The organism is Olivibacter sp. LS-1 (assembly GCF_008245145.1).
Lineage (GTDB): Bacteria > Bacteroidota > Bacteroidia > Sphingobacteriales > Sphingobacteriaceae > Olivibacter > Olivibacter oleidegradans.
The window spans coordinates 6,249,435-6,264,749 of the sequence record NZ_CP041643.1; the positions used below are offsets into that span (position 1 = coordinate 6,249,435).

Sequence of the window (15,315 nt, forward strand, 5' to 3'; positions counted from 1 at the left end):
TAGGTCTACTTAGAAGGTAACATTAAGTCCAAGAACAAAACTTCTTGATGAAATTGATGAATTGATATCAGGATCTATAAAACCGTTCCTTACATAGATATACGGATTAATCATTTGCGCGTATAACTTTAAGTTGCTCATATGAAGCGTTTTTAACACGTTGGGCGCAAAATTATAACCTAAAGAAACATTCCTTAGTTTAATGAAAGATCCATTCTGGTAGTTCATAGACGAATAATGAATCGGCTGCCCACCATTACCATAATCTGCTCGCGGATAAGCGTTTGTAGGATTTTCCGGTGTCCAGTAATCTACTTTTCGTGACGCGTAGCGCCCTTGCATATCCACCGCTCCTCCTTCGATCAAGAAGCCCCATCTCGCATAAAAGAAAAAGGACAATTCCCAATTTTTATAATTTAAGGTATTGGTTATACCGGCAGTCCAGCGCGGAAATCTGCTACCCAACACCTTCCGGTCATTATTGTTATCAATAATATAATCGCCATTTAAATCCGCCACGCGGATATCGCCGGCCTTATAAGTTGCACCGTTTTCATTAAATTTTGCCATTTCCGCGGCGTCGGCAGTTTGCCAAATGCCTATTTTCTCATAATCATAGTAAACAAATAAAGGTTGTCCGATAAAGAAACTAGATGCCGGAAGATCGGATTCGCCATCGAGCAATTCGACAATTTCATCCTTGTTAGTAGCTATATTAAAATCAGTTAACCATTTGAAATTAGGTCGATCAATATTCATGGAAGACAGCGTTAACTCAACACCACGATTTTTAGTTTTACCCACGTTGTAATACATGGTGGTAAATCCATTTACAGTTGGAATAGGACGATTCATTAATAGATCACTCGTTTTAGACATATAGAAATCCAATGAACCATTCAGCCGATTTTTGAATAAACCAAAGTCGACCGCCGCATTCCATTGCGTGGTGCGCTCCCATTTTAAATCGCGATTGGCCATGGTTCCGGGGTTAGCAGCTTTTGGGTCCGATGGAATGTATCCCATCTCTACCTGATTGCCAAATACAATGGGCATTTCAATTAACCCGCCCATCGTGGTATAGGGATCAATCGCGGAGTTTCCGGTAGTACCTACTCCTACGCGAAGCTTCAATTGATTGAGCCATGAGCTGTTTTCAATAAAGCTTTCCTGTTCCATTCTCCAGGCCAATGCCGCTGCGGGGAAAGATTGCCACTTATTACCAGGTGCTAAAACAGAAGCTCCGTCCCATCGGTTAGAGGCTGTTAAAATATACTTATCGGCAAAGGTATAATTAACCCGAGCCATATAGGACATTAAGGTGTTTTTGGAATAACCCGAGCCCCAACCTTGCAATTCACCTCGAGCGGTTGAAGATAAATTATACCACAATTGGCTGTTATAAGGCAAATCGATAGCAGTCATGTCTGAACTTTCGGATCGATTCGATGTCATACTATGCAACAACGTAATGTCCAGATTATGCTTTTCAGCAAAGGTTTTGTTGTAATACAAGAGATTATCCCATGTCCAGGCGATATTTTGCGTCTTATTAAGACGCGCATAATTAGTCGACGTAGAAGCACCACCTCCTCTAAGTATAGAGCGGGCATCTTGGAACTGGCCATTACGGAAATTTCTAAAATCAGGCCCATAGTTCATACGATATTTCAAACCATCGAATAATTTGAGTTCTGCATAAAAACTTCCCAGGGCACGCAAAGCCGTTCGTTCATTAATTACATATTCATGTTCCAAAATAGGATTTACAATATTGATGTCGCCGCCCGGCAGGTAAATGTAGTTGCCCTGGTTATCATAAGGCACCGCATAGGGTAGCATACCTTGTGCCGCACCATAGATGGCATTAGCAGCCCGACTCCCGGATCCGGTATAGCCGTAGTTTTGAACAGACCATGTGCCATTAATCGACGCTCCCAGTGTAAACCAATTTGTTGGACGGAGCTCCAAACCCACTCTTCCGCTATAGCGTTTATAATCTTGCCCCTTATTAGTCCCTTTCTGATTAAGATATCCACCCGTAAAATTAGCAGTCATCTTATCAGATCCCATGGACACTCCCAGGGTGTGATCAGTTGTAAATCCTGTCTGCGTGACATAATCGGTCCAATCTGTGGTAGGAACCTGGCTTGCATCATACATGGGTACTTCATCAACGCCCCACTTCGCCTTCTCCTCAGCGGTAGTAGGCCGCATTTGAGCAATCAGATTATCCTTATCTACCCACGTATACCCCTTTGCAATGCTTTCCCAGGCATAGGGGTCAACGCCCAATATTCTTTTGTCCTGTACAGGATTTGGATACGGGGTAGTATAACCCGTTGTAGCATTTGTGGTAGAAACCGAACGAAAAGCATTACGTCGATATTCTGCATACTCACCCGCATTGAACACGGTGTTCAGATCGTTAATGCGTTCAAATGTATTGATAACGTTATAATTAATTTGTGCGGTCCCTTGCTTTCCTCTTTTTGTTGTGATCATAATGACACCATTTGCCGCCCGGGAACCGTAAACGGCTGTTGCGGAAGCGTCCTTTAGCACATCGATCGTTTCAATATCATGCGGGTTAATGGCATCAATCCCACCGGCTGATAACGGGATGCCATCTACCACATATAAAGGATTGTTAGTAGCCAGCAAAGACCGATTACCACGTACCCGGATACTTCCCATTTCACCAGGGCGCGCATTGGCAGTTACATCGACGCCCGCAATTCGTCCTTGCATGGCCTGCAAGGGATTTTGGACAGGTAGCTGCTCAATCTGTTTACTGCCTATACTAGCAACAGCACCGGTCAAATTTTCACGCTTGACGACGTTGTAGCCTACCACGGCAACTTCCTCCAGTTGTTGTAAGTTGCTCGCCATCACGACTTGCATGGTCGAATTAACAATAGCTTGTTGAACTTCGTCGTAGCCTACATACCTAAATATAAGGGTTTGACCACGTTCGGCTGAAATAACAAAATTTCCTTTGTCATCTGTCTTTGATTGGGTGGTACCTCCCTTTAAAAAGACACTTACTCCCAGCAGGGGCTCTCCACTTGAAGCATCCTTTACCTGCCCGGATATCGGGGTGCTTTGCCGGGCAAAACTTCGAGCAGTAATAAGCATTAAGAAAATGCCAAGCAACAGGGTTAACAAAGCATTCGGTTGCAATAGGTTTTTCTTCATAAAATAATTGGTTTTGGTGTGTCTCAATAAATGTTAGCGAGACATTTACTAACGAAAGAACAATATTTGTTGAGTTGGCGCAACCTGCCCCATCCTGTGTTTTTTTAACGATTATACGTGTAAATGGATCAAGAAAAAAAAGGAAACGTTTTAGCAGAGGAGCGCTTAAACACATAAAAAATCTACGCAAACGATTCCGGAGTTCACGATATAAGAATGCATAACAGTACAGGATGGATTTAAGCTTGGAAAATCTTTCTTTTGAAAGATAACCAATGGCTTTATAATCCTAAGATCGTAGCGTTGACCTGATCATGAATAAAAACACCTTGTTATTAATACGTCACTTAATTTTATTGACCATTTTAGTATTCAGCAGTACCGACATCGCATTATCGCAAACGGTGAAAGCTACTAGAAAGGACGAGTTATCTAAGATTCGCTTAAAACGTATCGGAGAGTTTGAGCAACCGGTCATTGGTCCAAACCACCCTGATGTTTTATCCAGTAAAAATCGGGCAGGCTTTGAAACAGGACAAGTGGTAAAAATCGATGGTACTTATCATATGTTTATTAATGAGATGTTTGAACGGCCACATCGGGATATGCGAATTGCTTATTGGACAAGTGGGGACGCTATTCATTGGAAACGCCAATCTACACTCGTCGAAAGTATTCCCGGACGGAGCCCATCCAATCCGCGATCAGAAGTATGGGTCACCGCGGTTGAATTTAACGAAGATGAAAATGCCTGGAACATTTTTTATGTAGCTTATCGCGCAGGCGATAAAACCAAAGACGAGATCGAGGGAAATGACTATGCGGGCCGGATTTGGCGAGCCAAATCAGTTATACCCGGCCGCAAAGGTATTGCCGGCCCTTATGCCGATATGGGTATCGTGCTACAACCGGATGAAAACTCGCAACCGTGGGAAGGTCAGCAGGCCGTAGCGACCTTTAATCCCTATAAAGTGGGTGATCGATGGTATGCTTTTTACGACGGGCACAATCATGTACCCCAAGGACCGTGGCCTACCGGTATGGCAACGGCAACCAAGCTGAGTGGGCCTTGGACAAGAATGCCGGAAGGACATAATCCGATCCCTTTAACGGAGATTTTTAACGAAAATGCTCAGGTTACTGAGTTGAAAGACGGACGTTATTTAACCGTTTTTGACTCATTTGGTGATCAAGAAATCGGCTACAGCCTTTCAAAGGATGGGATACATTGGAATCATGAGACACGCATCAAAGTACAATCTCAAAAGAATCTTTGGGGAGACCCGGGGGATCATGCCATGCGTACACCACTTTGCGCCATTGAAGAAGAAGACGGTACTTTTACGGTTATTTATACAGCGCTGACGTCCAAGAATGGTAAAAAGTTCTACGCTGTGGGCAAGTGCACACTTGGATGGGAATAAGACAAAAATTATTGTGTCATTTTTAGTATAAACCAGGAAAGCTCGTGATGTTCAAACCATTTTTAAGTATATCCCGAAAAGTAATTCTGTTGCTCGTAATGGCGGCTGCTTTTTTCAGTTTTCGTATAGAAAAACCGATAAAGGAAAAAGAAAATGGAAGAATTCACTGGCCCGAACTTAAACAAGAAGTAAAGCCATGGACGCGATGGTGGTGGTTCGGCAATGCCGTTACGGAAAAGGACTTAACGGCTGCCCTTGAAGCCTATAAACAAGCAGGATTGGGTGGCGTGGAAATAACACCGATTTATGGTGTGCATGGAGCGGAAGACCAATTTATCAATTTTCTCTCACCCGCTTGGATGGACAAATTAAGCTACACTTTACAGGAAGCAAAAAGGCTGGGCTTAGGAGTCGATTTAGCCAACGCTTCCGGCTGGCCTTTCGGCGGTCCGTGGGTCGATGAAACAATCGCCTGTAAAAATATGGTTTCAAAAACATTTACTATTGAAGGCGGGCAAAAGGTAACGGAATCTATAAAATATGTACAGAAACCACTTGTACGTACTGCCGGTGATAAGAAGGTTGACATAAGGGAGCTAAAAGACCCCATCACCGCCAACAACAATCTACAAGCCTATGCTTTTGATCAGGTACGTTTTGAAAAAGAACTCCCACTCATTTCGGTAACTGCCAATAAAATAACTAGCCAAGGCTTTGATGAGGTTATTGATTTAACCGACAACGTGATAAATGGCAGGTTGGAGTGGACTGCTCCGAATGGCAAATGGCTAGTATGTGCTCTTTTTCAAGGCGACCATGGAAAAATGGTGGAACGTGCAGGACCAGGCGGCGAAGGCAACGTGATCGATCACTTTTCGGCAGAAGCACTTGAAAAATATCTGCTCCAATTTGACAAAGCCTTTAAAGGATATGATTTGAGTTACCTCCGTAATTTCTTTAATGATTCATATGAAGTAGACGATGCACAAGGACAGGCAAATTGGACACCCGACTTTTTTACAGCATTTAAAAAAATGCGAGGGTATGACCTCCGCCAACATATCCCGGCTTTGCTGGGAATTGACACCGAAGAGAAAAATAAAAGAATATTGTACGACTACCGACTTACTGTTAGTGATCTATTATTGGAAGTATACACCAAAAATTGGCAACGTTGGGCCGCTAAACAAGGAAAGGGGATCCGCAATCAAGCGCATGGCTCACCGGCTAATGTACTTGACTTATATGCAGCCAGTGACATTCCGGAAATTGAAGGTACAGATATCGTCAATCTCAAAAGTGCTCCGTCCGCAGGGCATGTGACAGGAAAGAACTTAATTTCTTCCGAATCGGCTACCTGGTTAAACGAGCATTTTGAATCGAACTTAGGAGATGTCAAAACAGCCATTGATAAATTGTGGCTTGCCGGTGTTAATCATGTATTTTATCATGGCACTGCCTATTCTCCTCAAGACGCTACATGGCCCGGATGGCTTTTTTACGCGGCCGTACATTTTACACCTAATAATAGCCTTTGGGATCATTTCGGTGCTTTTAATCAATATGTAGCAAGAGGACAGGCCTTCCTACAAGCCGGCAAACCCTCGAACGATATCTTACTTTATTTTGGTGTATCCGATCTTTGGTCTGAAACGGGCAAAAGTATGCTCCATCATTTTCATTCCAACCGCTTCTTTGATGAACTATCACTAAAAGCTTGCGGAACTTATTTAAGTGAGCACGGTTATAGTTGGGACGCCATTAGTGATAAGCAGTTATTGGATGTTGAGTACCAAAATACCGCTTTGCTTATTGGTGGCAATAGTTATAAAACCATTGTAGTGCCTGAAACACACCATATGCCTGTCGCGACTTTTAAAAAGCTAATGATGCTTGCGCAAAAGGGAGCAAGCATTGTGTTTCACAAAAACTTGCCAACTGACATACCAGGTTTCGCCAATTTGACTGAAGCTAGGCAACGAATGCAGTTACTAAAAGAAAAGCTCGCTTTCACAGGATATCAAGGCAGCCAAATAGCGAAATATGGAAAAGGCCAAATCGTCCTGAGCGAAGGGTTGGTTGACTTAAGCGGGCATACCGACGTTGTCCCGGAAAGGATATATGCCGTTGGACTTCAAAGCATCCGGAGGGTGAAAGAAGATGGTAACTATTATTATTTTATTCACAATCCATTGCAGTCGCTTTTTGAAGGTTGGATTACCTTAAATGCGGACTATCAGTCGGCTGCCTTATATAATTTGATGACAGGTATCGATGGTTACGCCAAGACACGTCGGCATGGGAATCAGGTAGAAATCTACCTTCAATTGAAACCAGCTGAATCGATCGTATTAGAAACTTTTAAATGCAGCTACAAAGGCAACCATTACCCTTACTATGAAGTGAGTGGCGATGCGATTACACTCGCAAAAGAGTGGCAAATAAACTTTATAAAAGGTGGTCCCACGCTTCCAAATAGCCTATACACAAAAGAATTGCAATCGTGGACAGATTATGGAGAAGCTTATACAAGCTTTTCAGGAACCGCAACCTATAAAACAAAAATCCCGGCACTTCCTACTAAAGCTGATGCCTGGCGCTTGGATCTTGGCGAGGTACACGAAAGTGCTGCCGTATACTTAAATGGTAGATATCTAACAACGTTGTTCAGCACACCCTACAGTTTAGAAATTCCAAGTGATCAACTGAAAGGCAATGATGAATTGGAGATAAAGGTATCGAATCTTATGGCTAACCGAATTGCTGATCTCGATAAAAGGAACGTTCAGTGGCGAATTTTCTACAATACAAATTTTAACGCACGGAAGAAAAAAAATATGGGCGAAGATGGAAAATTTACAGCGAAAAATTGGACACCAAAACCATCCGGCCTTATAGGCGAGATTACTTTAACTCCATTAACTCTTTCCGGTAATTGACATTTGTTATCAGTACTCAGTACGACCGGAACAGGCATGCTTTTCTATATTCTTTTAAATTTTTTTCTGCTAAAACGTATTAACAATTCACTATATAAGGGTTAGCATAAAGAAAATGCACACGTATAGCACAAAATATCTCAAAAACAAACAAAAACCTATCACAAAAAACAGAAAAACACCCAAATTAAGTACCACAGACACTATAGAAGCACCAATCCAAACCACAATCGCACCTTCTCTCAATAACCCCACATTAAAATAAGGTTAAAATTAGATAAATTTAGGTTAAAATCCGATTAAAAACAGCTAACTCAGAACGATAAATTTGAGCTGTACTTTTTAAAAAAAATAAAAAGATCAACCCAATTCAACAAAAACTAAACACCATGAGAAAAAAGATCTTTACCTTTTTGGTTTTTTGCTTTTTCTTGTCTACTACTCTTTATGCGCAGACGCTTCTGCGAGGAAGGGTGGTAGACAGCGAACAAAAGCCAATCCCGGGAGTTTCCATTACATTAGCAAATGGAACAGGAACATCAACAGGACCTAATGGGGAATTTTCCGTTACTTATGACGGTCCAACTGTTTTAAACGTAACCGCCATCGGGTACGAAAAAAAGAAAATAACCATTGAAAAACAAACCACATTAGAAATCGTATTAAATGCTGACGAGCAAACATTAAATGAGGTGGTGGTCACTGCACTTGGTATTACCAGAGAGCGGAAGTCTCTAGGATACGCAGTTCAGGAAGTAAAGTCAGAAGATTTGACGAAATCCGGACAGCTAAGCGTTACAGGTGCACTTTCGGGCAAAGTAGCAGGTGTGCAAGTGAATCAATTCGGCGGAACGGTTGGTGCTTCTTCACGCATTTCAGTCCGTGGAAATTCGTCATTAAACAGTGATCAGCAGCCACTTATAGTAGTGGATGGGGTACCAATTAATGGTGATAGCCAGCGCTCGGGCGATAACACCTATAAAGGGGTTGACTACGGTTCGGGGTTGAATGATATCAATCCAGAGGATATTGAATCGATTAATGTTTTAAAAGGTGGATCAGCGGCCCTTTATGGTATGCGCGCAGGAAATGGTGTTATTTTAATCACCACCAAATCAGGCAAAAATGCCAACCATGGCGTGAGCATATCCTATGATGGTAATTTTACCCTTGATCGCGCGTACACCTACCCTAAGCTCCAGAATTTATATGGACAAGGGCATGACGGTGACGAGTACCATTACGGTCTAGACGAAGACGGTTTGAGCTATCAAGATTATGCCGCTCAAAAAAGCTTTAGATATGTAGATGGCACCGGAAATGATGAAAACAGTGTCAATGATGGCTTCGACGAATCTTGGGGCCCTCGTTTGGATATAGGCTTAAAGTTACCCCAATTTGACAGCCCGGTAATTGATGGGGTGCGCCAAGCAACCGATTGGATTTCACACCCAAATAATGTGAGGGAATTTTTACGCACCGGCTATTCAATGAATCATAACGTATCATTACTTTCTCGTACGGATAAATCAAGTACGCGCGTATCAATGTCGTACAGAAATCAACAAGGTACTGTTCCAAATACAGACCAACGGAGGTACAGTTTACAATTGAATAATAACATGAATATTAGTGACAAGGTTTCCTACGACGTGATGGGTAATTATTCAAGAACCGAAAGTGATAATTTGCTAAACCAAGGTTACGAAGGAAATAACCCAATCAACGGGTTCATTTGGTCTGGCCGCCAGGTTAATATGGCGAGCTTAAAAGCTAACTGGGATCAGCGGGATGAGAAAGGCGATTATACCTATTATAACTGGAACCAAAGCTACCATATCAATCCCTTTTTTAATGTATATGAAAACACCAATAGCTTTCAACGGGATCGGTTCTTCGGAAAAACCTCCATGTATTATCAACCTTTTGAATTTTTAAAATTTGAAGGTAGAATGGGATTTGACTACTATGGGTCAAAAGCGTTGGAAAAGAATTACTACAACACCTCTTATCGGGAGGGCATGTTCAGAGACATCAAACAGGATAACACGGAGTTAAACCTGGATTTTATTGCATCTTTCAATAAACAACTAAACGATTTCAGCCTATTTGCCATGGCGGGAGTCAACTATCGAGATGCGAAATGGTCAAGAACAATGCAAGGCGCCGATGCGTTAACCGTATTGGGAGTCTATACTATTGCCAATAAAAAAGGAGACGCGATTACCGAAATGGATCATACACATATCCGATCGAATTCCGTGTATGGGTCTGCATCACTAGGCTGGAGAGAGCAATTGTACCTCGATGCTAGTTTGCGTAATGATTGGAGCTCAACCGTAAAAGACGACTTCTTTTATCCTTCACTTAGTTTAACTTGGCTGCCTACTACAAGCTTTCCTAGTCTAAGCGGAACAGTCCTGTCATTCTGGAAATTACGTGGCAGTTGGGCCGAAATTGGTGCAGGGACCTCAGCTTATCAGAATCAGCTGTATTACTATGCGCAAAACAATTCTTTTGACGGTGTAGCGCAAATGTATAAGAGTATGACTTATCCAAATAAGAACTTAAGACCTGAAAACACTATTACCTGGGAGGTAGGAACGGAATTAGGCTTTTTAAATAACCGCTTACACGCCGATTTCACTTACTACTACAAAAAAACCGTGGATCAGATTCTAAATGTGAATACGTCCAATGTAGTAGGCTTTAACCGCATGGTTTTAAATGCCGGTGAGATACAAAACAAAGGTGTTGAAATTATGGTGTATGGCGATATTATTAAAAAAGAGACCGGTTTAAATTGGCGAAGCACGGTTAATTTTGCTAAAAACCAAAGTAAGGTAATTGAGCTATATCCACAACTAGGCGTTAACGATTATCAGATTGGCTGGACTTGGGGGATTGCCACAATGGCTAGAGCCGGAGAGCCTTGGGGTATGTTGGTGGGTCCCGGATATGATCGTGTGGAGGATGGCCCCATGGCAGGTGCGATAAAAGTAACCTCTGATGGTTTGGTCAGAAGTAAAGCTAGTCAGAATTTGGGAAATATCAATCCTGATTTCCTGTTAAGCTGGCGTAATGATTTTACCATTAAAGACTTTTCTTTCGGGTTCATGTTAGATATGCGTAAGGGAGGGGATATTTGGTCGCAAACCATGGCGCATAGCTATGTAGCGGGAACTGCAGAAATTACCGCTGAAAATGGTGTGCGTGAAAGAGCCATTGTAGCTGGTGTAGATGTCATGCCTAACGAACGTTTTGCTATGCAAGCAGCGGACGGATCTTGGGTACAGAACACCATCGCTACGGATGCTCAAACATGGTATGAATCAGGGGGTATCGATCAAATGTATGTGTTCGACGGGTCTTTCTTGAAACTTCGTGAAGCTTCCATCACTTATACCGTTCCGCAAAAATACCTTCAGCGTTTTAAAGGCATTAAACGGGCGAATATTTCGCTTATCGGCTCTAATCTTGCCTTACTCTGGGTACATAAATCGAATACCATGCGTCTTGACCCTGAAACCGGAGGTGTGTCGAGCGATAGCCGCGGTGTAGGCTTTGAACAAGCGTCCGTACCTACATCCCGTAGTTTTGGATTGAAGTTAGGCGTTACATTTTAACAAAGAAAAATCATGAAAATTAGAAATAGATTGATGACAGTAGCTATCGTTGCAATAATGACGGCGATAAGTGGATGTTCCAGAACTTTTGACGAAGTCAACACCGATCCGGATGCACTACCGGATGTACCACCAACGAATATGCTCGCAAACGTTTTACGAAATTCCGGGGAACAGTTTGGCGGGGATATTGATGGCTATGGCACTTTTGCTGGCTATATTGTCAAAATACAGTATTTGGACTATTTCGGAGGGCTTGTCCCTACCAATAATGGTTATGGCAACCGATGGTATGCTTGCTATTATAACAATACACAATTAAAGGATCTGTTGGCTAAAACGGAAGAAGCTGCCGATGCGTACAAAAATATTCGCTTAGTTGCCCGTTTGTGGCAATGTTATATGTGGCAATATTTAACAGATGGTTGGCGGGACGTTCCTTATTCGGAAGCGCTTCAGGGGGCTGAAGAAGAAGGTAGTATATTAAAAGCGAAATATGACAAACAGGAGGATATTTATCCCGCAGTGATGGCTAGTTTAAAAGCCATTGCAGATGAAATGGCCACAGGTTTCGGTACTGATGAAGTTGGAGAAGGTGATTTTATCTACCAAGGTGACATGGAAAAATGGCAACGCTTTTGCAATTCTTTAAGACTTCGTATGGCTATCCATATTTCGGGTGTTGCCCCAGATTTAGCGAAGAGCACTATTGAAGAAATTTGCACGCAACCCGAGAAATATCCTGTAATCAATTCTAATGCGGCTAATTGCTATTTATACTGGCCTGGTGCAGCACCATATTATGAACCATGGTATGAAACTGGGTATACCGGGGATTCGCGTGTAAATAACTTTGGCATGGCCGATATTTTTATTGATCACCTAAAAGAAATGGAAGATCCACGGATTGCCAGCGTGGCCAATGTTGCTTCGGATGGGGAATATCGTGGCTATCAGAATGGTGCAAAGACTCCTCCTCCTGTATTAACCCGGATTTCATACATAGGCGACCGTTATATGAAGAATGCCGCGGGCTTTACACCTTTTTTCAAATCTTGTGAAAGTTATTATATTATGGCAGAGGCCGCTATGCTGGATTATAATGTAGGCATTAGCGCACAAGAGGCATACGAAAACGCCGTACGGTTATCAATGGAAGATAACGGCATTAGCCAAGCAGCTACCGAAGCCTACCTTGCGGGGAAGGGCAAATGGGATAATACTAAAGAGCGCATCTGGTGGGATGAATGGGTTGCACTTTTCAAAGATAATTTCGAGGCTTGGGCGCTATATCGTAGAACAGGAATACCTTCGACGAACTATCCATCGCTAAACTCAATATACGGCGACGCGCACAATGACCAGCCCTTCCGCATTCCGTATCCAAACAATGAGTATCTCTTTAATCGAGAAAATCTAGACGTAGTATTAAGCAATGTCTCTGATTACGCTTGGGGCCAACAAATGTGGTGGGATACCCGAACAGGTGTTAAGTAATTACTAACTTCTTTGAGAAGTTACAAATATTCGGCCCTTTCTCTACAAGAGAAAGGGCCTTTTTTTCATCTAATGCTGAGTCCCTGCACTTGTTCTTTTTCAGTACTTCCCCATTGCGTGGGCTTTTTTGCCAATTGAAATTTCAAATTGCCGCCTTGCATGATCTCTTCGTATTTAATATAGTTCCTTCGGAGATCTCGTCCATTTAAACTAACCGAACGGATATAGGGATGGTCTTCGGGATCTTTATCACAAGTTACTATCCATTTTTTACCGTCAGGCAGCAACATTTCATACTTCTTATAAAAAGGGCTTGTCAACAGATAACTACCTGAGATCGGATCCACCGGGTAAAAGCCAAGCGAGGCAAAAACATACCAGGCCGACATCTGCCCGGCATCATCGTTCCCACTGAGTCCGCCCGGCCCGTCCGTATATTCTTCCTTTAAAAGCTGCCTTACACGTTCCTGTGTCTTCCACGGCGAACTTGTAAAATTATAGAGAAAGGGAATCTGGTGCCCCGGTTCATTGCCGTGCCAATAGCCTCCGCTTGAGAATAAACTATCTAAACTATTTTTCAATACGTCTCGTCCTCCCATCAATTTAGCGAGACCCGGGATATCCTGAGGCACATAAAATGTATATTGGTGCGGTGTTCCTTCCGTAATATAGGGTTCCCTCTTATTTGCATTGAATGGTTTGTACCATGTTCCATTAATATAGCGTCCGCGGACCATCCCCGTCTCTTTATCGAACACGTTTTCATAATTCTTTGCCCGTGCGAGCAGCCGCTTATAATCTGCAGTTTGTCCGATAGATTTTGCGAACATAGCCAATGCATAATCATCATAAGCATATTCCAGTGTTCGGCTCACCTGCTCTTTTTTATGGAAGGCAATTGGCACACTATCCTCCATTGGAATATAATTATATTGCAGGTAAGTTGCCAAAGCGCGTCTACCTTTACCCTCATGATAACTGACCGTATCAGGCACAATAAATGCATTTTTACGAAGGAGCGCATAAGCTTCATAAGGGTCGGTCCGTCCGATTCCTTTAAGAAAAGCTGAACTAATGACCGACGTGGCATGATCGCCGATCATGGCGGCAGTATAACTATTCCAGCAAGGAAAAATCGGCATCCATCCGCCCTGTGCGCCCTTGTTGATGAGGGAGCTCACAAAATTATTCACCAATTCCGGCTCTATAATTTCCAGTAAGGGTATCTGTGCACGATAGATATCCCACATTGAAAAGTCGTCATAATAATCAGCTGGTCCGGCCAGTGCATACCCGCTGCTTCCTGCAAACCGGGGATACTTGCCATCAACATCATTAAACAAGCGTGGATGTTGCATCGCGTGATACATGGCTGTATAAAAGATTCGCTTGCCTTGTAGGTCATTATCCTCTACCACAATTTTTCCCAAAGCTTGTTCCCACAAATCTGTTGTTTTTTGCCTAACCTCATCGAATGCCCAAAAGGGAATTTCCTCTTTTAGATTTTGTTCGGCGCCGGCTATATCAGTAAAGGAAGTACCTATTTTAAAGCAAATACTCTCTCCTTTTTTTAGAAAAAACCCCAGGTAAATACCACTCGTCTCGTCACTTCTACCCAGAACACTTTTTTGTATCTTACCCTGATGAAAACTCCCGCTAATTGATGGTACGCTCTCTGTTATTAGACACATATGACCATCGAATCCCGCATATTCACCCCATCCCTGATAAATACGATGAACCGGGTTCTTTCCAAGAACTTTTCCCTTTCCTCCAAAATTCAACTGCCCTTGATGTTGATCGCTATTTGCATTTATTAGCAAATAAACACTATCACTTTTCTGGGCAGTGACCCGTATTATACCACATCTTGCAGTAGCGGTTAATTCTACAAGCAATTGATAACGATCGAGTGTTACCTGATAATAAGCCGGGGTGCTTTGTTCATTGTTGTGTGAAAAGGAGCTCGATGCCTGTCGCAACGCCTTCTGTAAAGAGCCGCTAACAGGCATTACACTGAAACTACCATAGTCTTGCGTACAAGAACCGCTTAGCCAATGACTCGCTCGGAAACCATTGATTAACGAATCGCTATAATAGTAAGGAGCTACACATTTCTGTTCCGTCTTTCTTGTTTGAGCCGTCCATTGAGTCATAGCAAACGGTGTACTTACTGCCGGGATTGTATTGGCATATTGTTCGGAGCTAGCCTCACTATGCTTTTTTGCTGCGTCAGTGCCGCTAACCGCGGTTCCTGCCAAAGGTTGTACAAAATGAATCAATTGGGACTGTTGGGCAAAAACAGGACTATGGAAAAACAAAGCGACGAAAGTGCTATATACAATTAAAAATTCTTTCATATGAATGTTAAAGAAACTAGCTGCTAGCTGATAAGGCAAGATACCATTTATCAAGTAAATCACTAAACAAAATGATTGGCTTTTTTGATTAGGCGAGGTATGCCTATCATTTGGTGAAGGGCTACGATCAATGGACATTTTTTAGCCAAAAAATACAATTCTGCGCAAACTGTGGTAAAAAAAGGTCACCCAATAACTCAGATTTTCTTGAAAGCTAGGAAAGCTCTTAACAGCTATACACACACTTTCGCGTTAATTGACCAACTTTTTA

Annotated in this window: 6 protein-coding genes; 4 read left to right on the forward strand and 2 right to left on the reverse strand. The window is 42.5% G+C overall.

Annotated features, from left to right (window positions below; translation table 11 throughout):
* Window positions 1–9: 9 nt before the first annotated feature.
* The gene (locus tag FKG96_RS26025; protein ID WP_149106277.1) at window positions 10–3,198 is read right to left on the reverse strand and encodes a TonB-dependent receptor; all 3,189 of its coding nucleotides are present in this window, start codon (window positions 3,196–3,198) and stop codon (window positions 10–12) included.
* A 314-nt stretch (window positions 3,199–3,512) separates the two neighbouring features.
* Here FKG96_RS26025 and FKG96_RS26030 point away from each other — a divergent pair, with 314 nt between their 5' ends.
* From FKG96_RS26030 to FKG96_RS26045, 4 genes are all read left to right on the forward strand, one after another.
* Entirely contained in the window at window positions 3,513–4,622 is a 1,110-nt protein-coding gene (locus FKG96_RS26030) for a hypothetical protein (RefSeq protein WP_130858196.1), read from the forward strand.
* Between the two features lie 47 nt (window positions 4,623–4,669).
* Window positions 4,670–7,561 (forward strand): glycosyl hydrolase, encoded by a 2,892-nt coding sequence (locus FKG96_RS26035; protein WP_149106278.1) that lies wholly within the window; start codon window positions 4,670–4,672, stop codon window positions 7,559–7,561.
* Between the two features lie 389 nt (window positions 7,562–7,950).
* Window positions 7,951–11,187, forward strand: a complete 3,237-nt coding sequence (locus FKG96_RS26040; RefSeq protein ID WP_130858198.1) for a SusC/RagA family TonB-linked outer membrane protein — start codon at window positions 7,951–7,953, stop codon at window positions 11,185–11,187.
* Window positions 11,188–11,199: 12 nt separating this feature from the next.
* On the forward strand, window positions 11,200–12,684 hold the full coding sequence (locus tag FKG96_RS26045; RefSeq protein ID WP_130858199.1) for a SusD/RagB family nutrient-binding outer membrane lipoprotein: 1,485 nt from the start codon (window positions 11,200–11,202) through the stop codon (window positions 12,682–12,684).
* A gap of 65 nt (window positions 12,685–12,749) precedes the next feature.
* Here FKG96_RS26045 and FKG96_RS26050 read toward each other — a convergent pair whose 3' ends face one another.
* Window positions 12,750–15,044, reverse strand: a complete 2,295-nt coding sequence (locus tag FKG96_RS26050) for a GH92 family glycosyl hydrolase (protein WP_149106279.1) — start codon at window positions 15,042–15,044, stop codon at window positions 12,750–12,752.
* Between the last annotated feature and the right edge of the window lie 271 nt (window positions 15,045–15,315).